Origin of the sequence: Actinoplanes subtropicus, assembly GCF_000721705.1 — a bacterium.
Taxonomy (GTDB): domain Bacteria; phylum Actinomycetota; class Actinomycetes; order Mycobacteriales; family Micromonosporaceae; genus Actinoplanes; species Actinoplanes subtropicus.
Genome location: NZ_JOJL01000017.1, coordinates 1 through 19,594, shown reverse-complemented (window position 1 = coordinate 19,594; position 19,594 = coordinate 1). Strand labels below are relative to the sequence as shown.

The window sequence follows — 19,594 nt, the reverse complement described above, 5'->3', positions numbered from 1 at the left end:
GGGCAACACGCGCACCGTGACCACGCGGACCAGCACCCTCCGGCCGCTCTACCCGATCGGCGCCGAGCGGCCGGAGACCCCGCAGAACAACAACAAGGCCCGCAGACGCCGACCAGCTCCGCCCGAGGCCGCCTCCAGGTCGCCGAGCGCCAGCGCACCAGCCGAGGCCGCAGACGAGCTGACCACCCAACTGGCGCACGCACTCGGACACACCACGCCACGATGGTCCTGACCCAGCTCCCTCCCGGCGGCGCAACCTCCGGAACCCGGCGCATGAGCTCAGGCCTGCACCGACCGCGCCTCCGTCACGGTCACCGCCCACGGTCGCACGGCGGTCGATGGCCTTCGCATCCCCGCCGACGGCCACCGCGGCAGGCCATCCTGACCATCCTGTCCGCCCTGTCCGCGTAAAGCTTCCGGGCTCGGCGGCCACGGCGCCGCCAGATCCGCCGAAATTCGCAGACCAACGTCCAGACGCCTGCAGCCCACCGGCCAACATCTTCAAGGAGAACGGGCATGACCAACAGCACAACTCGCCCGGCAGCAGGCCACGCCCGCACCGCATGTGACACGAGCACGCCCTGCCGTCCGCCGACCGACTTCTCCGCGTTCGCGGGGCAGCTGGTGCGCTCACCCGCCCAGATAGGCGCGATCGCCCCCAGCTCCCGACACCTGGCCCGCGCAGTCTGCAGCCCCGTACCCGAACGCGGACAACCCGTCGTCGTGGAGTTGGGCGCCGGCACCGGCCCCTTCACCGCCGAAATCCAGCGCAGGCTCGACGGCCGCGGCCGACACCTGGCCATCGAAGTCAACGCGACCCTGGCGAAGCTTCTGCGTGACCGCTACCCCCGGGTCGAGGTGATCCAACACGACGCCGCACACCTGCGGCAACTATTGGACGAACGCGGAATCGACCGTGCCGACGTGGTGATCAGCGGCCTGCCCTGGGCACTGTTTCCCGCCGCCACCCAGCAGCAGCTCATGGACGCGACGGCCACCGTGCTCGGGCCATCCGGCAGCTTCACCGCCTTCACCTACCTCCACGCCGTCGCCCTCACCTCCGCCCACCGGTTCCGCCGCCTCCTGGCCCAACGCTTCGAAGAGGTCGTCCCCAGCCGCACCATCTGGCGCAACACACCCCCCGCCTTCGTCCTGCACGCCCGCAGACCCCGACCCTGACACCACCGGGCCGGCCAGACCGCCCACCGAGGTCCCAGAGCTCCGGCGTCGACCGGTCCATCGCGGACAACGACGATCCTCGGCGCCGGACTGGCATCCCTGATGATTTCGCATCGACTTATGCGCAAACCGGCGCTCACGTCGTTGGTGCGTACCCCTGCGTTTACCAATACCGGAACCAGACCGTTTCGCGGCATCTCCGAACACCTCGCTGCCGCCTGCACCCAGAGAGCCCCCTCCCCGTATCGGGTTCACACTCGACACCCGAAAACTCCACGAAAGGACGCCTACCGTGGCTGTCACAATCCTGCTCGAATTTCCGGTCCGGCCGGACGCTGAGAACGTCGACGAGGTCCTCAAATTCGACCTGCCCGCCACTGCCGCCTACCCCGGCAACGAAAGCACCGAAGTGCTCGCCGACGACACCCGACCCGACAAGCTGTTCCTGCTCACCCGCTGGTCGACGCCGGAAGCCTACGCAGCGTACGCCGCATGGCGGCAATCACCCGAAGGCGCAACCCGCCTCAACGAGATAGCAGCCGGAGCACCCACCATCCATCACTTCCACACCTACCTGCGCTTCTAGCAATTCTGCGCCTCAAGCCATTCCGCACTTCTGCCTATCGAACTCCATCGCGAAACGATTCGCCCTGATCGGCGCGAAATGATGTCCGCCGCATAACACCGAGAACCGGTCAAAGAAGGAGACACCATGCCCAAGATCTGGTTCATCACCGGAGCCGGCCGCGGCTTCGGCAGACAGTTCGCAACAGCCGCGCTTTCACGCGGCGACAAAGTCGCCGCGACCGCCCGCACGAAGTCAACCCTCGACGACCTCGCCGCCCAGTACGACGACGCGCTGCTGCCCCTCGAACTCGACGTCACCAACCGCACCGACGTCATCTCCGCCGTAAACGCCGCAACCGAGGCCTTCGGCCGACTCGACGTCGTCGTCAACAACGCCGGCTACGGGCTGTTCGGCGCCGTCGAGGAGATCTCCGAGCAGGAACTGCGTGACCAGATGGAGGTGAACCTCTTCGGAGCGTTCCACGTCACCCAGGCCGTACTGCCCCAACTCCGCACCCAGGGAAGCGGCCACATCATCCAGATCTCCACCATCGGCGGAATCGCCGGCCTGCCCAACCTCGGCGGATACAGCGCCTCGAAATGGGCACTCGAAGGACTGAGCGAGTCGCTGGCCGCAGAAGTCGCCCCCTTCGGCATCAACGTGACCCTCATCGAACCCGGGCTCTTCGGCACCGACTGGGCCGGCAGCAGCGCCGTCCACGCCACCCCACAACCCCAGTACGAGCCCCTCCGCGACGCTGCGAACGCGCAGATCGCCACGATGCCACCCGGCATGATCGGCGATCCCGCCGCCGCGGCCGACGCGATCCTGACGATCGTCGACGCTGACAAGCCCCCACTCCGCGTCCTCTTCGGAACCCTCCCAACGATGATGGTTCCCACCCTCTACGCCGACAGACTCGCCACCTGGGAAGCATGGAAAGCCGTATCTCTCCAAGCCAACGGCGGCTGAGCACAGCCATCCGGTCCCGGGACTGCGGACGATTCAACATATCGACCGCAGTCCCCGCGCTGAGACCCCACCCGCCAAGAAGGGGCAGCTGACCCGCGGCCATCCGTGCCGGCTACGACCGGATCTTCCAGCAGGGTGCCGTTGAGAGGATCGGGTTCTACTTCGGGTCCGGTGATGCGGCTCCAACGACCCGGCTGCCCCCGGCCGTCATTCGATCTCGTCGCGGGACCGCTTCAAGGCTTCACCGAGCTGCCGGCCGAAGGACCAACCTACGCAGATCAGCGACCGCAAATCGCGAGATCAGGGCCGCCCAATGCGGCAGCTCAAGCGGGCTACTGCTCGAAGTCTGATGTGCAGGTCCGTCTCTTGCCGGGGGCACCACGTAGATCTGCAAAATCGCAGCGCGATCGGCCGTCGACTGCGCGTTGAGGCGGTGTTCCGCACGAGGTAGCGGGGCTGCACCTTCTGCTTTGCGGTCGAGCCGGCGGCAGTCGAGCCTCGATTGCTGCGATGTGTCCGTTTGTGGCAGTGAACCACACTCATTCGTCATGAGCCTTGATCTCGTATGCCTGTACGAGAACAAGGCCAGCGGCGACGACTCGGCCGCCGTGCGCGAGGGGCCCGTGGTCGGCGTGGGTGTCGGTGGCTGCGTCGATGTAGGCGATGCGGTGCCGGGAGGCCAGGTCGGTCAGGTGTGCGTCGTTGTCCAGGCCGCGGAGGGGATGCGGTCGACGCCGACAGCACCAAGCCAGGATCTTGCACTCTCTCAGCAGTGTCACCTGATGACTATCAAGTGACCGCTGCCCACAAGTTGTTTCGTCGGATCCCCGGCAATGATTTCGGTGCGAGTAGCCAGCCGTCGGCTTGCCCCGCGACAGACCGAACCGCGCCGGAAGGACACGTCATGACCGCTACCGCACCCAATGCCCCGACTGCACCAAGGGTGCGGTCGGGGCGGGGAGTCCCGTTCGCCACCGCCGAGCGATACCGCCGCCCCGTGGTCGCGGATTTCGATGCGGACCGCCGCTATGACCGCAAGGCGTCGTCTCCGTCCGGCTCGACAGCGGCGACTGGCTCGAAGCGGACAGCGGGATGTGCGAGGACTGCCTGAACCTGAACCTGTGGGCCCCGAGCAGCCGGCCGACAAGGCGGCGCTCTCGCCGAGGCCAGCAACCTCTTCCTCCAAGACGTCATCGCCGCTCACCTGGATCCCGACGGAGGTCGGTGCCCAGGGCGGGATGGACAGCAAGAGCCTCGGTGTCGTCCTGGACATCGGGCAGTCCGGCGCGGTGGTGCACGCCCGTCCTATTGACGTCCTCGCCTCGGGCGCGCACCGCGCCGTGGACGTGCTGCTGAACATGGCCAACGACGACATGGGCTGACCGCCCTGACGGCCCGGCACGCAGAACATGCAGAACGCAGAACGCAGAACAAAGGAGTACGACATGAGTCACCCCACATCAGCCGGCGACGCCGACCCGGCGACGATGCGGGCCGTCGTCGTCGCCCGGCCCGGCGGCCTGGACGCACTGGAGATCCAGGATGTGCCATTGCCCGTACGCAAGCCCGGCTGGGTGCGGATCAAGGTGAAGGCGTTCGGCGTCAACGAGTCCGAGGTCACCACCCGCAAGGGCGAGTCGGACGCGGTGGTCACCTATCCGCGGGTGCCCGGCATCGAGGGCGTCGGGATGGTCGAGGAGGCAGACGAGGACAGCGGGCTGCGGCCGGGACAGCAGGTGGCCACGATGATGGGCGGCATGGGCCGCTCGTACGACGGAGCGTACGCCCAGTACGTCACCGTCCCCGCCGGGCAGGTCATCCCCTTCGAGACCAGCCTGCCGTGGGACGTGGTCGGTGCGCTGCCGGAGATGTTCCAGACCGCCTACGGATCGCTGACCCGCGGCCTGGACCTGAAGGCCGGGCAGACGCTGCTGATCCGCGGCGGCACCTCCACGGTCGGGCTGAGCGCGGCCACGATCGCGAAGGACCTCGGAGCCACCGTCATCTCAACCACCCGCAGCGAGGCGAGGGCCGGGGACCTGCGGGCCGCGGGCGTCGACCACCCCCTCGTCGACAACGGCACCCTCGCCGACCAGGTACGCGAGCTGTTCCCGGACGGCGTGCACGCCGCCCTGGAACTGGTGGGCTGCTCGGTCCTGCCCGACACCCTGCGCACCGTCCGCCACCACGGTACGGTCTGCTTCACCGGAGCCCTGGCGGGCCAGTGGACGATCCCGGACTTCAGCCCGTTCATGATCCCGTTCGGGGTGCGGCTGACCTCCTACGGCGGCCAGGCCGCCGACCTGCCGGCCGACGTCTTCGCCCACCAGCTCCGGGCCATCGCCGCCGGACGCCTCACCGTCGCGGTCGCGAAGGTCTACCACGGCCTGGAAGAAGTCCGCGACGCCCAGGCCGGCCTCGAATCCGGCACCACGCCGGGCAAGCACGTCGTCGTCCTGGCCGACTGACCGCCCGGCCCCCGGAGAACCGGCTCTTCCACCCCGCACCGTCCTCCCCGAAGGAGCCGCCCCTGCGGCCGTTCCGGCCGAGGACAGATGCCGCTGAAGGAACCGCTGAAAGACCCCCAAGATCACCCCCGAGATCCTCGAAAAGGAACATGTCATGGCCCTCACACGCGAGGAAATCCAGACGCTCGTCGACTTCGAGCAGCAGATCCAGTGGCGCTGGACCAGCGGCGACCCGACCGGCTACATGGACGCGCTGGCGGAGGACGTCACCTACTTCGACCCATTCACCGAGTACCTCGTCGTCGGCCGAGAAGCCGTGCGTGGCCACTTCCAGCGCCTCCATTCGGGCGCGAGCAGTGCCCGGCAGGAGTACCAGAACGAGACCGCCCGCCCACTCAGCGATGACGAGGTCCTGCTGGTCTTCAACTTCACCACCTACCGGCCGGACGACAACGGCGCGGAGAAGCAGTTCCTGACGTGGAACATGTCGCTCATATTCCGCAAGGCCGACGGCCAGTGGCTGCTGACGCACGGGCACTTGTCCCTGCGCGACGCATGGGACCGCTACAACCTCGGGCGCAGCATCGGGAAGTAGCGCCCCACGGTGCGCTGCGGAGCAGCACACCCCGCCGCTGAGGCCGGCACGGCGCCAGGCAAGCACGTCGTGCTGATCGACGACCGACTCACACATCCAACCCCGCCAGGCGTCGGTCAGGCAGGAACCGGCCGGCCGCGGCTTGCACGAGAGGAAACGCCATGAGCGTCAACAAGGAAGAAATCAGCAAGACCATCATCGAGCTGGAGAAATCCTTCAACGAGCGGTGGAGCGTCGGTGACAACACCGGCTACCTCGACGCGTTCGCCGACGAGGTCAGCTACTTCGACCCGATCCTGGAAAGGCTCGTGGTCGGCCGGGACAACGTCATCGCCTGGATCAACTCCATCTACAAGAACCCGCACATCGTGCGCAGCGATTACCTCAACCCGCAGGTGCACGTCAGCGACGAAGGAACCTTCGCCGTCCTCGCGTACAACCTGCACACCTTTGTACTCGACGAGGACGGCGAGGAGCGGCAGCTGCGCGCCTGGAACGCCTGTCACGGATACCGCCTCATCGGCGACCAGTGGCGCATCGTGCACTCCCACTGGGCCTTCTCCCAAACGGTGACCGAAAGGGTCGCTTCCTGACCGCGACGGTTACCAGAGGGCTATCACCGAGCGACTCCACCACCGGCAACAGCTCAGAGACCCGCCCCGCGACACCAACGCACCCGAACCACCGTCGAACGACCGAACATAAGGACCCTGATGACCGACACCTACAGCTCCTTCACCGTGAACGACCTGGAATCGACCCGCACCTTCTACCAGGACCTACTTGGCCTGCGTATCGAAGACCGGGACGGAATGCTCTTCATCCATCTCCCCGGCGGCGCATACACCGTCGCGTACGCCCACCCCAAGCACCAGCCCGCACGATTCACCATCCTCAACATCGTCGTCCCCGACCTCCCCAGCACGGTCGCGGACCTCACCCGGCGCGGCGTGGAATTCGAGCACTACGAGGGAACACCCATACAGATCGACCCGGACGGGATCTACCGCGCCAAGGGCCCCTGGTTCGCCTGGTTCCACGACCCCTCCGGCAACGTGCTCGCCGTCTGCGAACGCGACGTCCGCCCGACCGGCACCGCCTGACCCGCAGGACTGCCCGCCCCGGCGAGGAGGAACCCGGACCTGAACCCACCAGCCCCAACAACGGCTCCGCCGCACCGAACGCGGTCAAGGTGCGCGGCGCCCAGGTGCACAAGCTCAAGGACATCGACGTCGACATCCCGCTCAACAAGCTGGTGTCCATCGCAGGGGTATCCCGGTCGGGACAAACGTCCCTCGCTCTCGGCGTCCTGTACACCGAAGGGTCACGGCGCTATCTGGATAGCAGTCTCGACCTACCCCTGCCGTCATCTCACCCAGTCGGCGCGACGTGACCATCGAGCCCGTCGACTGAGAACCGGCCGAAAACCACAGAGATCGTCAACCAGGCAGAGAAGTGGGGGCGATCGTGGCCTCGCCGGCCGCGAAGGCGGCCGGGGTGAGACCGGTACGGTCCCGGAAGAAGCGGCCGAAGTTCGCGGGATCGGTGAAGCCGAGGTGGGCGGCCACGGTCCGGGCATCCCACCGGGCACTTCCCAGCAGGCGCCGGGCTTCCAGCAGGCGCCGCTCGTCGATGAGCTCACGCACTGTCTTGCCGGTGGCGTTCCGGGCGGCGCGGCTGAGGGTGCGGACCGAGCAGCCGAGCAACTCGGCGTAGTCCGCGGCTTGGTGCAGCTCGCGAAACTGCAGCTCCAAGGCGTCCAAGAAACGTCCGTACCGGTCGGCGCGGCCCGTTCCGGCCGTCCCCGAGCCGATAGGGGCGATGCCCGCGGAGTTGGCCAGGCGCAGCAGTAGCGATTCGAGCAGGCTGCACCGCAGGGCATGGTGGAGGCCGAGGGGGCGGCGCCCCAGTGCCCGGTGTTCGTCCAGGAGCTGCAGTGCCGTCTGCTGCAGCCAGGCGGTGTCCTCGGGGTGCGGGCTGAGCACCGCAGGAGCCTCGTGCGCGGTGAGCGGGGCCAGCAGACGGGTGAGATCGGGCCGCAGCACGTCCGGCTCGAACAGGATGAACGGGCCGCGGGCACCGTCGGGCGGATGCCAGCGCTGCGCGTGTCCGGGACGCACCCACAGCCACTGGCCGGGGCCGACGGTCCGCGTGACGTAGTCGACGTCATGCCGCAACTCACCCTCGGTGACCGCGATGAGGTAGTGGAACGTGGCGCGGCCCGGATGGGCCGGGTTCCACGGCCAGTCGTCGTGCTGGGCGAAGAAGTCCTCGACGGTATTCACCTCGAGGTTGTAGGGAGTACCGACCGGGGGCTGGAACCCGTACAGCGGAACAGCAGCCGGTCCGGCTCGCCTGCGCGGCCTGGATTGTCGCTTGCCGACCATCATGTGTCCGCAGCCTACCGCCCTTCTGGTCGGCTTCGACGCAACGATGGGACGTGCCCGCGTCCTCCGGCTCCTTCGATAACCACATTCCGTCACCATCTGAGAGGGCTCACCACCCATGAACGGATCGGCCCTGCACCAGACCGCCGCCGACTGCGCGGAGGAACTCCCCGGAGCCCAACTGGCGCACCCCTTCGGCCCCGACTGGGAGGTCTACAAGGTCCGCGGCAAGGTGTTCATGCTGATGACCGAAGTCCCGGGGCGACCCGTCGTGATCCTCAAGGCCGACCCCGGCGAGGCCCACGCCCTGCGGGAGCAATACCGCCACATCACCCCGGGCTACCACATGAACAAGAAGCACTGGATCACCCTGGAGAGCGGAGAAGGCATCGACAAGGAACTCGTCACCGAACTCGTCACCGACTCCTACCGGCTCGTCGTCGCCCACCTGCCCAAGGCCGAGCAACCTGTCGACCCGCACACCTACGGCACCGGCACGCGGGCGGCCCGGTGACCGCGGCCGGTGACCGGCTCCAGGACACCGCCCGCCGGGTGGCCCTGGCCCTCCCCGACGTCAACCACGGATACCCCTTCACAGCGGGACTCGACGTGTACAAGGTCGCGGGCAAGGTGTTCCTGATCGTCACCGACGACCCGGACGAACAGATCATCACGGTCAAGTGCGAACCCGAACGCGCCCGAGCGATCGGCAGCACCTGCTCGGCGACGATGAGGGCCAGTCAGCCCAGGGCATCACGGCAGGAAGAGATCCAAGTTCGGGTCACTGAAGCCGCTCGCGTTGCCGTTGCCGTTGCCGCCCCAGTTCGGGCGGTCCTGCTGCCGGATAACGGGACGGAGCAGCAGCACCGTGACGGCCATGACCATGCCGCCGCCGAGGAACGCCCACAATCCACCGAGCGGGCTCGGCCGCGGATGATCGTCGGTCACCGGCGGCACGGTAACCGCTGCCGTCAACGCCGGCCTCGGTCAGCGCAGCCTTGCTCAGCGCAGCTGCGCGAAGGTGGCCCGGACGTCGGCGACGAAGCCCTCCGGCTGCTCCAGGGCCGTGAAGTGGCCGCCCGCCGGCAACTCGTTGAAGTGGATGACGTTGCTGTAACGGCGTTGCAGCCAACGGCGTGACTTGCGCACGTGTTCCTTCGGCGACATCGTGAAACCGGTCGGCAGGGTGGTCGGCGCGTCGATGGTGGCCGGCGCGGACCAGCCGGACTGCGTCATCTCCCAGTACATCCGGGCCGTCGAGGCGCCGGAGTTGGGCAGCCAGTAGAGCATGATGTCGTCGAGCATCTCGTCCAGGGTGAAGCTCGCCTCGGCGTTCCCGGGCGTACCGCAGGTGTCCTGGAGCATGGCGTAGACCCAGGCGGCCTGCCCGACCGGCGAGTCGGCGAGCGAGTAACCGATGGTCTGCGGCCGGGTCCCCTGCTCCTTGGCGTAACCCGACAGGGTGTCCCAGAAGTACTTGGCGCTGGCCAGCATCGCCCGCTCCTGTTCGGTGGCGTCGGCGATCTCGTCCGGCGCCGGGCCGAACATGGCGAAGTTCAAATGCATTCCGATCAGACCCGCGGGCGTACGCCGGGCCATCTCGTCGGTGACCGCGCAGCCCAGATCGCCGCCCTGCGCGCCCCAGCGCTGGTAGCCGAGCCGCTCCATCAGCGTGATCCAGGCGTCGGCGACGCGCCCGGGACCCCAGCCGGTCTCGACCGGTTTGGCCGAGAACCCGAACCCGGGCAGCGTCGGCAGAATCAGATCAAAGGCATCAGAGGCGACGCCACCGTACGCGACCGGATCGGTCAGCGGCCCGATCACCTTGCGGAACTCCAGGACCGATCCGGGCCAGCCGTGCGTCATGATCAGTGGCAGGGCGCCGGGCTCGGCCGAGCGGACGTGCAGGAAGTCGATGTCGAGCCCGTCGATGGTGGTCCGGTACTGGCCCAGGCTGTTGAGCTCCGCCTCACAGGCTCGCCAGTCGTACTTGTCGCGCCAGTGCGCGACCAGCGCGGCCAGCTTGTCCTGGGTCGGGCCCTGGCTGGTGTCGGTGACGGTGCCACCGGCCGGCCAGCGCACCGCGGCGAGCCGGTGCCGCAGGTCGGCGAGGTCTTCGTCGGGAACGTGCAGGGTGAACGGTTCGATGCGCTCGGACATGGTGAAGCCTCCTCAGTCAGTGCAGATCAGGGGCAGCAGGATTCGGTCGACGAAGGTCTGCTGCTCGGCGGTGGTGGGCGGCGTGCCGCCGAGAATCGTCTGCAGGAACAGGTGGGCCACCGCCAGCCCGAGCGCTTCCGGGCCCCGGGTCTCGTCGGCCCGCTCCCCGCGGGCGACGGCCTGCCGGCAGATGCTCAGGCCGTCCTGCCGGCAGCGGTCGCCGATCTGGCCGCGCACGACATCCCGCAGAGCCGGATCGGCCCGCAGCGCCTCCACCAACCCGGGCAGTGTGAGCCCGCCGCCGGCGCCGTCGAAAGTGGTGGCGATCGCGCTCACCGCGGCCAGCAGGTCCCCCCGCAAGCTGCCGGTGTCGGGCGCCTCGGCGACTCCCCGATCGGCGTGCCGGCGAACGGCGTCGGCGACCAGCTCGGCCTTGCCCGGCCAGCGGCTGTACATCGTCGCCTTGGACGCGTGCGCCCGGGCGGCGATCGCGTTGACCGTCACCCGCTCATAGCCGACCTCGGCGACCAGCGCGACCGTCGCCTCCAGGATCGCCTGCTCGCGGGCCGCCCCCCGTAGCGGAGACCGTTCAGAATCCATGACTGCCTCCCTCAGTACAGTACTGTACTGTACACAAAGAGGCGGATGTCAACCGCGGGTCAGCTGCGGGTAATCAGGTGCATGACTCGACGCTGCTGTTCGCCCTCGGCGGCGCAGCTCCGGCCATCACCTACTTCGCGGTCGCGCAGACCACCTCGCCGCAACCGATCACCGAACGCACCGCGAAGATCTACAACGACCGGACGTACGTCGGGACCACGACGGTCGCCGAGGTCAGCGAGATCGAGGCCGCGATCAATTACGACACCCTCCAAGCGCTGCGTACGTACTCGATGATCGCGCTTGCCGGCCTGTTCGTGGTCAGCCTCGGCGTCGGCTGGATCCTCTCCGGGCGGGTGCTGCGCCCCGTCGGGGCGATCACCCGGACCGCCCGCGAGATCCAGGCCACCGACCTGTCCCGATGCATCCACCTCACCGGCCCGAAGGACGAGCTGCGCGATCTCGCGGACACCATCGATTCCATGCTCGGCCGGCTGTACCAGGCATTCCGCGCGCAGCGGCAGCTCATCGACGACGCCTCCCACGAGTTGCGCAGCCCACTGGCGATCATCCGTACGAAATCTGGACGCCACTCTGACCGCGCCGGACGCTACACCGCAGGAACGGGCTCGGGCGGTCGTCGTGGTCGACCGCGCCACCGACCGAATGTCCCGGCTGGTCGAGGACCTGCTGGCCACCGCCCGCCGGGACACCGACACGCTCACCGACACCCAGGTCGACCTCACCGTGATCGCCCGCAAGGCCGGCGAGGAATGGTTCCTGCCCGACCGGCCGCTGCGGCTGCGCTACGCCACCACCGGCGAGCTGCACCTGATCGGCGACGCCGACGCACCTGCGCCGGGCCGTCGGCAACCTGCTGCCCAACGCCGTACGCCTCGCGCCCGGCGACTCGACGGTGACCGTCGCGACCGGCCGGACCGTCTCCTGGCTGTGGTTCGCCGTCCACGACGAGGGACCGGGCATCGCCGACGACGACCTGCCCCGGGTCTTCGACGCTTCTGGCGTAGTACCAAACGCCGGTGACGCCCGCCGCACGCGAGAGCGACGCACCGGCCTCGGGCTGGCCATCGTCCGCCAGATCATCGAATCCCACGGCGGTCACGTCGCGGCGTACTCCGCATTCGGCCGTGGAAGCACCTTCGTCCTCTGGCTGCCCGCCACCGACCGCGCCGACGATGAGCCGCCCTCCGCCGCGAATCCGTGGCACTCGCCCTGATGCGCGATAGCCGGCCGCGATGAGGTTGTGGCCGCATGGCGCGGTTGCGGACTATGCGGTAGCCGCTGTCAGCCTTCGGAATCGGGCGTCTTGCGCAACCACAGCCACACGCCTGCCAGGCCGCAGGTGGCTCCTGCGAGCGTGATGGCAGTCTTCGCCACGCCGGAGATGTCGTCCAGGAACGGGAAGGCGCGCGAGGCGACCAACGCGAGAAACGCAGCGAATAGCAGGGCGAGGGCGAGAACACGCTGACGGACCATCGACGTCCTTCGATGATTAGGTATCAAGGGCTATCGGCGCGGCGCCAGGATCGGCGTGCAGAGGCCGCCGGCACTGGTGTGAGGAGGCGGTTGAGGTTCGGTGATCCACGCAACTGTGTCACGCCGATGTCCCGGACCCCTCGGGCCCGTTCATTCGCACGATCTGCCGGCCCATGGCGCCGCCTTCGTCGAAGGTGCGGTGCGCTGAGGTGATGTCGGCGAGTGGGTACACGCCGTCGATCACCGGGACGATCGTGCCGGATGCGACCTGCTCGGCAAGCTCGGCCAGCTGTGTGGTGCGGGGGTCGGCGCTGAACGTGCGGATCCGGCGGGATCCGTAAACGGTGGACGCGGCAATCGCGGCGATCGCGGGGCCGGACAGGCCCACCGTGACCATGCGGCCACCGGGGCTGAGCCGGCGGCGGTAGCGGCCAAGGTCGGTGCCGACGGTGTCGACGATGACGTCGAACGGGCCGATCTCGCCCGGCGAGGTCTCCCGGTAGTCAAGGACCTGGTCGGCCCCCAGGTCGATGAGCGCGGCGGCGTGCCGGGTCCGGGCCAGTGCGGTCACCCGGCCGCCGAACGCGTGCGCCAGCTGAACGACGGCCGTGCCGACGCCGCCGGCCGCGCCCCGGACCAACGCGCTCTCACCCGCGGTCAGGTGGGTCGCGCCGCGGAGTGCGGCCAGGGCGGTGATGCCGGGGACGACCAGCGCGGCGGCCTGCACCGCAGTCAGCCCGGCGGGGATGGGGGCGATGCGGTCCGCTGCGACGACGACGTATTCGGCGGCGCCCGCGACCGCGTGCTTCTCCCTGGGGTGCACCGTGCCCCACACCGGTTCGCCGGTCCTGACGCCGGCGACGCCGGGGCCGGTCTCGGCGACGACGCCGGCGAAGTCCAGACCGAGACCGATCGGGAACCGGCGCCCTGAGACGATCTTCATGGCTCCCGAGCGGACCAGCGCGTCGTGCCCGTTCACACTGGACGCCGAGACGGCGACCAGCACCTGACCGGGACCCGGCTCGGGGCGCTCGAGCTCGGTGACGGTGAGAACGTCCGGGTCGCCGTACGAAAAGATCTGGATGGCCTTCATGGTGGTCCTCCCAGTCGCGAATATCGGACGCTCCGATCCTGAGGGCCCGGGCCGCGATCGCGGTCGGCCGGCTTTTCCTGGGAACGCCAGACCTACCTTGGTGTCGGCGCCCGCACGCATACTGGGCCGCATGGACGACGACCCCCGCCGCGAACTCGCGGAATTCCTCAAAGCCAGGAGGACCCGGCTACGACCGCAGGACGTCGGACTGGAGCCGGGGCCGCGCCGCCGAGTCCCGGGACTGCGCCGGGAGGAACTGGCTCTGCTGGCCGGGGTCAGCGCGGACTACTACCAGCGGATGGAGCAGGGCCGCGACGTGCGGCCGTCCGAGCAGGTCCTCGACGCCCTCGCACGGGCCTTGAACTTCTCCGCGGAGGAGACCCGGCATCTGCATACGCTTGCCGCCGCGGCGCGCAAGCCGATGCGCCGCCGGCCACGTACGGCCGAGGTGGTGCCTCCGACCACGCTGCGGCTGCTGCGCACGATGACCGCACCCACGCTGGTGGTCGGCCGGCACCTCGATGTGCTTGCCTGGAACCCGTTGGCTGCTGCCCTGCTCGGCGAGCTGACGACCCTGCCGAGGCAAGCACGGAACATGTTGTGGCTGCTCCTGCAGCCCGGCGCCGACCTGACCTGCCCCGACCGGGCGGCCACCGTCGCCGAGCTGACCGCCATGCTGCGCACCGCGGTCGCCGCCGACCCCGGTCATTCCCGAGCCGTGGAGCTGGTCGGCGAACTCGCCGTGCACAGCGTCGAATTCCGTACCCTCTGGGGTCGCCACGACATCGAAGAGACCACCCGCGGACGGATGCGTATCGTTCACCCGCTCGTCGGCGAACTTACCCTGGACTGGGACGCCTACCGGCTACCCGGCACGACACCGGGTCCGATGATCGTCGCCTACACCGCCGAGGAAGGCAGCCCCGACAGCGAACGCCTCCAGCTACTCGCCCGCCTCGTCGACACGCCCTCGCCGGCGGCCGTACCCGTCGGGCAATGGTGACCCCGACCGGACGGTCCGCGATTGCTGCGCTGTCAAGCAAGCCAGAAGGCCCACCCGGTGCAGCCGCTCCGGCCGAGGCCGGAGCGGCGATCGCCGCCTTCACCGCCGTAGGGAACCAGCCTCGGCGGGGCGAGCCGCTTACGGCGGGTCTGGACGCCTGACTGACCATCAGCCCGGCCGCTGGGTTGTCCACGTACCAGCCCGGCAGCTGCGCACCGAGCATGATCGCCTTCTGCCGCAGCGCGCCCGAAGTCGCCGCGTGGCGAACGTTGCGCAACTGCTTAGCGCCGGCACGATCGAGCTGATGGACTTGAGGGAAACGCTAGGGCGATGGGCGCGCTGAAGCCTTCACTGTTGCGTCAACGGCCACCGGGAGGCCCCTCCGGCTGAAGGACTCGTTCCAGGGTCTGGCTAAGCCGCATGGCCTGGAGGCGAAAGGTTGCGGATTCTTGCCTTGCAAGGAATCTGCCGGCCGGTCCCTTGCAGAAACCCAGCACCCCATGCCTCGTAGTGCTCACCCGCTCCAGCCGCTTCGGCGCTTCACTCCGGCTACGCGGGCCAGGACAGCGTCATGATGCTGTCGATCCGGACGGTGCCCAAACGCTCGAACACCATGAACGACACGTACACGGCCTGCCCTGCGTACAGCGAGCCGGGCACCATCCAGAACCACAAGCTCGGCTCACCGCCGAACTCCCTACGGGCGCCATCGTAAGGATCATCCATTCGCGACAGCAGCGCGGCGATGACCAGGCGGCGTAAATCGTCAGCAGGTGCGCATACCTGCTCCCACCGGTCCAGGCACTCATCGACGTTGGTGAGGTTCCAGCCAGCTTCGGGGTTAGGCAACGCTGAGCCTGGCTACGAGTGCCTCCCGGCTAGTCGGGGTACCCAGGGGCGGATTGGCTGAGGGCCGGGTTGCGCTGAGCCAGTCCCGGATCACCTCACGGGGCGCGCCCGCCTCGTCGTCGTCTTCGTCGATCCGGCGAAAGAAGTCACGGATCAGATCGTTGCTGATCCGATCCGAACCACCCTCGGCGTAGCTGCGGCGGCTGACGATCCATGGCTCCTCGGTGTGCGAGAACCGCTCCAGGTCGTTGCCGGTCAGGTTCCCGTACCGGGAGATCGTGTAGCCGATGGAGTTCAGTTCGGCTTCACCAAGCTCGTGCGGTTCAGGAGCGGGTTCGCCGCGGTCCTCTTCCTGCCACAGGCTGCCGACGACAGGGCCCATCCGCCACGCGCGGACGTTCTCGGAAAACAACGGCGTTCCAAGGTCGGCGAGATGGTGACCGTGGGCGTAGTAGAGCAGCTTGTGAAGTTTTTTCTTGCCGACGCCGGGCAGGCGGCGCCGGATCTCGGCGGCGATGTCGTGCGCGGAGGCGGTCATGATTCGAAACTACCTTCCGATGTCGCAGGGCTCAACGACCGATCAGTGCGAGCCGGTCAGCAGTGAACAGCCATCACTTCCGGCGGCAACCACCGGTGACCAGGGTATACGAACATGTGTTCGAGCGCGATTCCTGACATGGCCGATTCCATGCGAGCTGGCTGGCCGGTACTTGGCCGGCCGCAACACCTGGATACGGTGATCCGACCTTCGGTGGCCGCCCGTCGCCGCGGCTTCCCGCCAGCGCGGATCAGTGGATCCCACGGCGGCCTGGCCACCGCCATCATGACCGGATGACAATGCCGCGAGTACGCGTGGTCGCCGTGGATGTCGGCTCAGTCGCTCGGCCGAGCGCCTCCCGATTCGCTTGGACCGCTTGGGACTGCTCGGCGACAATCGGCGACGGGCCGGTCACAGACGTTCGCGAAGTCGCCACCGGCCGCGACCCAGCAGGCGTGCCGAAGGTCATCACCGCGGCGCTGCGCGACGGTCACCTTGCGGCGCTCGGGATGGAATGCCCGCTACTGATACCCGTTCCCACCGCCTGGCAGGACCTGGGCAAGGGCCGCGTCGGCGAACCCGGCCGGGCCTGGTCGGCCACCGCCGGCGCCTCCTCGATGGCAACCGGCCTGGCACAACTGGCTTGGCTACTGCACGAGGTGACCGCCCATGCGCAGGTCAGCGCCACCACCCAACCCGGCCGGTGGTCCACCCAGGTGCCACTGCTGCTGTGGGAAGCATTCGTCTCCGGTGTCGCCAAACCGATCGAGGCATGGACGGACACATCACTGACGCACGAGCCGCAACACGCGGCTTCGTCACACGACTCCACCGACTGCTCGCCGCCGACGCCAGCGACGTTCACCTCGGCGACCACCGCGGGCTCAACCTGGCCGCCGCAGCCGCACTGCACGCCGGACTCCGCATCGACCCCGAAGAACTCGCAGCCACCCTGCTCATCATCTCCGGAACCAGCGCCAGCACCGACACCACCGCACGGCCATGAAGCGGGGCAGGAAGCCAAGCCTCCTGCCCCGCTGATCGTGGCCCTGCTATGCCGCTGCCCCGGCCACGTCATGGCCATCGACCCGGTCGCCCGCCGGGTTGTCGACATACCCCGGCGGCAGTTTCACCCCCAGCATGATCGCCTTCTGCCGAAGAGCGCCAGACGTGGCCGCGTGGCGAACATTGCGCAACTGCTTCGCCGTCAGGCCGTACCGAGCGCGAGCATCATCGTCGTTGAGCGGACCCAACACCGACTCTCCGTCCGCACACATCCTGACCCACAGGCTCGCCCACTCCGTGACCGTCGCCGCCGTCGCCGGAACCCTCATTCCGGCAACCCGCGCATCATCGATCTCTTCCTTGTCGTGTCTCGGCGGTGTAGGTAGCGCGGGCGCGGCAGTCGCGACTTCCGTCGGCACCTCGACGGGCACGGCCGGCGGCAATCCCGGGACACCGACCTTGCCGGCTACGTCCTCGCCGTCCTCGATGCCGCCGCCAGACGGCTCCGTCCCTGCCGTCGCCGCCTGCAGTTCCTCCTTCCGCCGCGCCGCGGCCAGAGCCTCCTGGTGGCGGGCGACGATCTTCGCATCGCGAGCGGCCCGCTTGATTGCCCGAGCTCGATCGAGGTTGGCGACGGCGTTGAGGATCGTGGCGGCTGTGCCCTCCGCCGGTGGGTAGTTGCGCCAGGCAACCGCCGCGCAGAAGGTGTTGGTCGGCCAGGTGATCCAGCGCAGGCCGAACTTCGGGTTGCCGCGCTTGACGTAGGCGGCGCCCTCCTCGAACTGGTCCAAGAACTCGTGCAGCATCACCATGCCGAACAGACTCAACAGCGCCAGGTAGCCGCCCGCGATGATGTTGTGGTCGCTGTGGGTGTACTCGTACGCGAAGTTCACCGTCGCTGAGGCGATCGCGGCGCCCCACACGACCCGGTAGCAGCGGTCCGGTGCCTTCTTCATGCGCACCGCGCGGAAAGCGAGGAACGCGAACGTCACGCTGACCCCATCCAGCGTCCCTGCCAGCCGAGCACACTGCGACCGAACGAGACCAGGCCGTGGAACGAGCCGGCAAGCACCATCGCCCAGAACAACGCCGCCGGGATCATGGAGGCCACCGTCAACGCTGTGTCCCGTTTCCGGGCGGCGCCAGCGGCGACCAACTGCGGGTCGGCGGCGCGCTCGCCGGCCCGGCGCATCCGCCGCCGAGCCACCGACCACGTCAACACCGTGACGACCAGATCGACCACCGCGAGCAGCACCCAAACCTGGCTCGGTATCCGGCCCACAACCGCGGCGATCGCGCCCCAGGTGATCATCGGACACCCGCCGTCGGAGTGACCCGACCTGTGGCCCTCGACCGCCGGCCGCACCGGCTTTCCGCTGTCGACCCCGGAGCCGATCTGGAAGCGGTCTGGTAACGGTCGAGTGCCACACTGCCCGGGGCGGCATCCCGTCGCCTGGCGTTACCAGGCTGACCACCCGCGAGAACACGCGCCGGATGTGAGCAGAGATTGGGAGTGGTGGAGTGCATCGTCAAGGTCAACCTCCGGTGTGGAGGCCCCGAACCGACGCCGTCCCCCAAGCAGATTTGTTGGGGATCTTGTTGGGGAACGACGCCGAACCTACCCGTTCGAGCCCGGATGGGGCCGGATGACGTTGCAACGTAGCCGCACGTCAGGGCCCTTTTCCGGGACGAGCACCGATCAAGCCGGATGATCTAGGCGGTTTTCCCAAGCTGACAGTGCGGGTTCGATTCCCGTCACCCGCTCGGGTTGAAGGCCAGGTCAGGATGCGTTCCGGACCTGGCCTTCATTCATGCCTGTCGCTTCTTGGGCTTCTTGTGCCCGCTACGTGCCCGATCGCGGCCCTTGCGGATCTTCTCGCTGAGCGAGTCTGCGATCACTCCATCGCGTTCCTGGCTGGCATGAAGGTAGATCATCGCGGCGCGGGTGGAGGCGTGTCCCATGCGTGCCATGAGGTCGGCGAGGCTCACGCCGGGCGTGCTGGAGGCGAGATCGTTTCCGGTGTGCCGTAGGTCGTGGAAGTGGAAGCCGGGCAGGCCGACTTCGGCGACGGCTGTAGTCCAGCGGCTTGTGCGCTGAAAGTTCGAGCGACGCAGGACAGCGCCGGTTACAGCACGGGTGGAGCGTCAAGGCCGCCTTGACACCAAACGCGCGAGGCCGAAGGGACGTAGGTTGTGTACCCAGCCCCGCCTCGCGACAGCCATCCCGAGACGACAGCGGGAAGGTGCTAGACCCCACCACGTCACGTGTAGGAGCCTTGAGCTATGAGGGAGATACGGGCACAGCTAGAGGGGCCGGACGCCGAGCCCGGTCGTGTCGCAGCGGCCGATGTGGCTCGGATCATCCTTGGACTGGAACGGGCAATCGCTCGCGCCGCTTACCTGGTCTTGGGTCGAGCTCGACGCGGTACCACAGGACGACACAGCCAAGCAGTCGAGAGTGCAGCACGCTTGCGATTCATCGGATCCGAACGCGGAAGCTTCGTCGAAGTCTTGGGACTGCCAGATACAGCCGATCCATCAGACGAGGAGCTACCGATTCCGGTAGCCGATCTAAGCTCAATGACCTGATCTCAACAAGATCCGGATAGATATTTGTATTCGTAGTGAGTCAGGTGCAGTGCGGCGGCGACGATTTCGCCGATCCGGCGTGGGCTGACGG

The 19,594-nt window shown here is 68.2% G+C and carries 26 protein-coding genes and 1 pseudogene; 16 read left to right on the top strand and 11 right to left on the bottom strand.

The window, feature by feature from the left end:
• The first annotated feature begins 16 nt into the window (after nucleotides 1-16).
• The 10 genes from IH26_RS59970 to IH26_RS0122870 all read left to right on the top strand — a co-directional run bounded on the left by IH26_RS59970 (nucleotide 17) and on the right by IH26_RS0122870 (nucleotide 6,885).
• Entirely contained in the window at nucleotides 17-232 is a 216-nt protein-coding gene (locus IH26_RS59970; RefSeq protein WP_157437337.1) for a hypothetical protein, read from the top strand.
• A 284-nt stretch (nucleotides 233-516) separates the two neighbouring features.
• Complete coding sequence (locus tag IH26_RS0122910) at nucleotides 517-1,179, top strand: class I SAM-dependent methyltransferase (RefSeq protein ID WP_084599011.1); 663 nt, start codon at nucleotides 517-519, stop codon at nucleotides 1,177-1,179.
• A gap of 292 nt (nucleotides 1,180-1,471) precedes the next feature.
• Nucleotides 1,472-1,765, top strand: a complete 294-nt coding sequence (locus tag IH26_RS61365) for a putative quinol monooxygenase (protein ID WP_051808409.1) — start codon at nucleotides 1,472-1,474, stop codon at nucleotides 1,763-1,765.
• Between the two features lie 126 nt (nucleotides 1,766-1,891).
• Nucleotides 1,892-2,719 (top strand): SDR family NAD(P)-dependent oxidoreductase, encoded by an 828-nt coding sequence (locus IH26_RS0122900; RefSeq protein ID WP_030438282.1) that lies wholly within the window; start codon nucleotides 1,892-1,894, stop codon nucleotides 2,717-2,719.
• A gap of 548 nt (nucleotides 2,720-3,267) precedes the next feature.
• Entirely contained in the window at nucleotides 3,268-3,516 is a 249-nt protein-coding gene (locus IH26_RS0122895; protein WP_030438281.1) for a hypothetical protein, read from the top strand.
• Between the two features lie 324 nt (nucleotides 3,517-3,840).
• Nucleotides 3,841-4,101 (top strand): hypothetical protein, encoded by a 261-nt coding sequence (locus tag IH26_RS62200; RefSeq protein ID WP_030438280.1) that lies wholly within the window; start codon nucleotides 3,841-3,843, stop codon nucleotides 4,099-4,101.
• A 63-nt stretch (nucleotides 4,102-4,164) separates the two neighbouring features.
• Nucleotides 4,165-5,187 (top strand): alcohol dehydrogenase catalytic domain-containing protein, encoded by a 1,023-nt coding sequence (locus tag IH26_RS0122885; RefSeq protein WP_030438279.1) that lies wholly within the window; start codon nucleotides 4,165-4,167, stop codon nucleotides 5,185-5,187.
• A gap of 154 nt (nucleotides 5,188-5,341) precedes the next feature.
• Complete coding sequence (locus IH26_RS0122880; protein ID WP_030438278.1) at nucleotides 5,342-5,782, top strand: YybH family protein; 441 nt, start codon at nucleotides 5,342-5,344, stop codon at nucleotides 5,780-5,782.
• Between the two features lie 161 nt (nucleotides 5,783-5,943).
• Entirely contained in the window at nucleotides 5,944-6,375 is a 432-nt protein-coding gene (locus IH26_RS0122875; protein WP_030438277.1) for a YybH family protein, read from the top strand.
• A gap of 120 nt (nucleotides 6,376-6,495) precedes the next feature.
• A complete protein-coding gene (locus tag IH26_RS0122870; RefSeq protein WP_030438276.1) occupies nucleotides 6,496-6,885 on the top strand; it encodes a VOC family protein in 390 nt (129 codons plus the stop codon).
• Nucleotides 6,886-7,221: 336 nt separating this feature from the next.
• Here the strand turns inward: IH26_RS0122870 and IH26_RS0122865 are convergent, their stop codons facing one another.
• Entirely contained in the window at nucleotides 7,222-8,067 is an 846-nt protein-coding gene (locus IH26_RS0122865) for a helix-turn-helix domain-containing protein (RefSeq protein WP_211268732.1), read from the bottom strand.
• Nucleotides 8,068-8,287: 220 nt separating this feature from the next.
• Between IH26_RS0122865 and IH26_RS0122860 the strand changes: the two genes are divergently transcribed.
• Together IH26_RS0122860 and IH26_RS64580 are read left to right on the top strand one after the other, a co-directional pair.
• Complete coding sequence (locus tag IH26_RS0122860) at nucleotides 8,288-8,683, top strand: MmcQ/YjbR family DNA-binding protein (protein WP_030438274.1); 396 nt, start codon at nucleotides 8,288-8,290, stop codon at nucleotides 8,681-8,683.
• A pseudogene (locus IH26_RS64580) lies at nucleotides 8,680-8,865 on the top strand (MmcQ/YjbR family DNA-binding protein); the annotation flags it as partial. The gene IH26_RS0122860 and the pseudogene IH26_RS64580, both read left to right, overlap by 4 nt.
• Before the next feature lie 57 nt (nucleotides 8,866-8,922).
• Here IH26_RS64580 and IH26_RS61355 read toward each other — a convergent pair.
• From IH26_RS61355 to IH26_RS0122845, 3 genes are read right to left on the bottom strand one after another with little or no spacing between them, the layout of a single operon-like run.
• Nucleotides 8,923-9,117, bottom strand: coding sequence for a hypothetical protein (locus tag IH26_RS61355; protein ID WP_169789799.1), 195 nt, complete (start codon nucleotides 9,115-9,117; stop codon nucleotides 8,923-8,925).
• A 54-nt stretch (nucleotides 9,118-9,171) separates the two neighbouring features.
• Nucleotides 9,172-10,329 carry an epoxide hydrolase family protein gene (locus IH26_RS0122850; protein ID WP_030438272.1) on the bottom strand — a complete coding sequence of 386 codons (1,158 nt, stop codon included), beginning with the start codon at nucleotides 10,327-10,329 and terminating at the stop codon, nucleotides 9,172-9,174.
• A 12-nt stretch (nucleotides 10,330-10,341) separates the two neighbouring features.
• A complete protein-coding gene (locus IH26_RS0122845) occupies nucleotides 10,342-10,929 on the bottom strand; it encodes a TetR/AcrR family transcriptional regulator (RefSeq protein ID WP_030438271.1) in 588 nt (195 codons plus the stop codon).
• Between the two features lie 293 nt (nucleotides 10,930-11,222).
• On the opposite strand from IH26_RS0122845, the gene IH26_RS64575 reads away from it, so the two are divergent.
• A complete protein-coding gene (locus IH26_RS64575) occupies nucleotides 11,223-11,849 on the top strand; it encodes a HAMP domain-containing protein (protein WP_425394395.1) in 627 nt (208 codons plus the stop codon).
• Entirely contained in the window at nucleotides 11,783-12,166 is a 384-nt protein-coding gene (locus tag IH26_RS64570; RefSeq protein WP_084599009.1) for a sensor histidine kinase, read from the top strand. Before IH26_RS64575 ends, IH26_RS64570 begins: the two co-directional genes overlap by 67 nt.
• A gap of 68 nt (nucleotides 12,167-12,234) precedes the next feature.
• On the opposite strand, the gene IH26_RS0122835 is transcribed toward IH26_RS64570, so the two are convergent.
• Both IH26_RS0122835 and IH26_RS0122830 read right to left on the bottom strand, forming a co-directional pair.
• Complete coding sequence (locus IH26_RS0122835; protein ID WP_030438270.1) at nucleotides 12,235-12,426, bottom strand: hypothetical protein; 192 nt, start codon at nucleotides 12,424-12,426, stop codon at nucleotides 12,235-12,237.
• Between the two features lie 118 nt (nucleotides 12,427-12,544).
• Complete coding sequence (locus IH26_RS0122830; protein WP_030438269.1) at nucleotides 12,545-13,519, bottom strand: quinone oxidoreductase family protein; 975 nt, start codon at nucleotides 13,517-13,519, stop codon at nucleotides 12,545-12,547.
• 130 nt (nucleotides 13,520-13,649) lie between these two features.
• Between IH26_RS0122830 and IH26_RS53825 the strand changes: the two genes are divergently transcribed.
• On the top strand, nucleotides 13,650-14,522 hold the full coding sequence (locus IH26_RS53825; protein ID WP_030438268.1) for a helix-turn-helix transcriptional regulator: 873 nt from the start codon (nucleotides 13,650-13,652) through the stop codon (nucleotides 14,520-14,522).
• 549 nt (nucleotides 14,523-15,071) lie between these two features.
• Here IH26_RS53825 and IH26_RS59960 read toward each other — a convergent pair.
• Entirely contained in the window at nucleotides 15,072-15,371 is a 300-nt protein-coding gene (locus IH26_RS59960) for a hypothetical protein (RefSeq protein WP_157437335.1), read from the bottom strand.
• Nucleotides 15,364-15,909: a Panacea domain-containing protein gene (locus tag IH26_RS0122815; RefSeq protein ID WP_051808405.1), complete on the bottom strand. Its 546-nt coding sequence runs from the start codon at nucleotides 15,907-15,909 to the stop codon at nucleotides 15,364-15,366. Before IH26_RS0122815 ends, IH26_RS59960 begins: the two co-directional genes overlap by 8 nt.
• A 772-nt stretch (nucleotides 15,910-16,681) precedes the next feature.
• Here IH26_RS0122815 and IH26_RS0122810 point away from each other — a divergent pair.
• On the top strand, nucleotides 16,682-16,915 hold the full coding sequence (locus IH26_RS0122810) for a hypothetical protein (RefSeq protein ID WP_030438266.1): 234 nt from the start codon (nucleotides 16,682-16,684) through the stop codon (nucleotides 16,913-16,915).
• Nucleotides 16,916-16,961: 46 nt separating this feature from the next.
• Here IH26_RS0122810 and IH26_RS0122805 read toward each other — a convergent pair whose 3' ends face one another.
• The 3 genes from IH26_RS0122805 to IH26_RS58130 form a co-directional block, all read right to left on the bottom strand.
• Nucleotides 16,962-17,906 (bottom strand): hypothetical protein, encoded by a 945-nt coding sequence (locus IH26_RS0122805; RefSeq protein WP_030438265.1) that lies wholly within the window; start codon nucleotides 17,904-17,906, stop codon nucleotides 16,962-16,964.
• The gene (locus IH26_RS0122800) at nucleotides 17,903-18,226 is read right to left on the bottom strand and encodes a hypothetical protein (RefSeq protein WP_030438264.1); all 324 of its coding nucleotides are present in this window, start codon (nucleotides 18,224-18,226) and stop codon (nucleotides 17,903-17,905) included. The genes IH26_RS0122805 and IH26_RS0122800 overlap by 4 nt, the downstream gene beginning before the upstream one ends.
• 497 nt (nucleotides 18,227-18,723) lie before the next feature.
• Nucleotides 18,724-19,029, bottom strand: a complete 306-nt coding sequence (locus tag IH26_RS58130; RefSeq protein WP_084599008.1) for a tyrosine-type recombinase/integrase — start codon at nucleotides 19,027-19,029, stop codon at nucleotides 18,724-18,726.
• Between the last annotated feature and the right edge of the window lie 565 nt (nucleotides 19,030-19,594).

What these genes read in the sequence shown, in the direction of transcription:
- IH26_RS0122910 (WP_084599011.1), top strand. Translation starts at nt 517, where the DNA reads ATGACCAACAGCACAACTCGCCCGGCAGCAGGCCACGCCCGCACCGCA.
- IH26_RS0122900 (WP_030438282.1), top strand. Translation starts at nt 1,892, where the DNA reads ATGCCCAAGATCTGGTTCATCACCGGAGCCGGCCGCGGCTTCGGCAGA.
- IH26_RS0122895 (WP_030438281.1), top strand. Translation starts at nt 3,268, where the DNA reads ATGAGCCTTGATCTCGTATGCCTGTACGAGAACAAGGCCAGCGGCGAC.
- IH26_RS0122885 (WP_030438279.1), top strand. Translation starts at nt 4,165, where the DNA reads ATGAGTCACCCCACATCAGCCGGCGACGCCGACCCGGCGACGATGCGG.
- IH26_RS0122880 (WP_030438278.1), top strand. Translation starts at nt 5,342, where the DNA reads ATGGCCCTCACACGCGAGGAAATCCAGACGCTCGTCGACTTCGAGCAG.
- IH26_RS0122875 (WP_030438277.1), top strand. Translation starts at nt 5,944, where the DNA reads ATGAGCGTCAACAAGGAAGAAATCAGCAAGACCATCATCGAGCTGGAG.
- IH26_RS0122870 (WP_030438276.1), top strand. Translation starts at nt 6,496, where the DNA reads ATGACCGACACCTACAGCTCCTTCACCGTGAACGACCTGGAATCGACC.
- IH26_RS0122860 (WP_030438274.1), top strand. Translation starts at nt 8,288, where the DNA reads ATGAACGGATCGGCCCTGCACCAGACCGCCGCCGACTGCGCGGAGGAA.
- IH26_RS0122850 (WP_030438272.1), bottom strand. Translation starts at nt 10,329, where the DNA reads ATGTCCGAGCGCATCGAACCGTTCACCCTGCACGTTCCCGACGAAGAC.
- IH26_RS0122845 (WP_030438271.1), bottom strand. Translation starts at nt 10,929, where the DNA reads ATGGATTCTGAACGGTCTCCGCTACGGGGGGCGGCCCGCGAGCAGGCG.
- IH26_RS64575 (WP_425394395.1), top strand. Translation starts at nt 11,223, where the DNA reads ATGATCGCGCTTGCCGGCCTGTTCGTGGTCAGCCTCGGCGTCGGCTGG.
- IH26_RS0122835 (WP_030438270.1), bottom strand. Translation starts at nt 12,426, where the DNA reads ATGGTCCGTCAGCGTGTTCTCGCCCTCGCCCTGCTATTCGCTGCGTTT.
- IH26_RS0122830 (WP_030438269.1), bottom strand. Translation starts at nt 13,519, where the DNA reads ATGAAGGCCATCCAGATCTTTTCGTACGGCGACCCGGACGTTCTCACC.
- IH26_RS53825 (WP_030438268.1), top strand. Translation starts at nt 13,650, where the DNA reads ATGGACGACGACCCCCGCCGCGAACTCGCGGAATTCCTCAAAGCCAGG.
- IH26_RS0122815 (WP_051808405.1), bottom strand. Translation starts at nt 15,909, where the DNA reads ATGACCGCCTCCGCGCACGACATCGCCGCCGAGATCCGGCGCCGCCTG.
- IH26_RS0122810 (WP_030438266.1), top strand. Translation starts at nt 16,682, where the DNA reads ATGGACGGACACATCACTGACGCACGAGCCGCAACACGCGGCTTCGTC.
- IH26_RS0122800 (WP_030438264.1), bottom strand. Translation starts at nt 18,226, where the DNA reads ATGATCACCTGGGGCGCGATCGCCGCGGTTGTGGGCCGGATACCGAGC.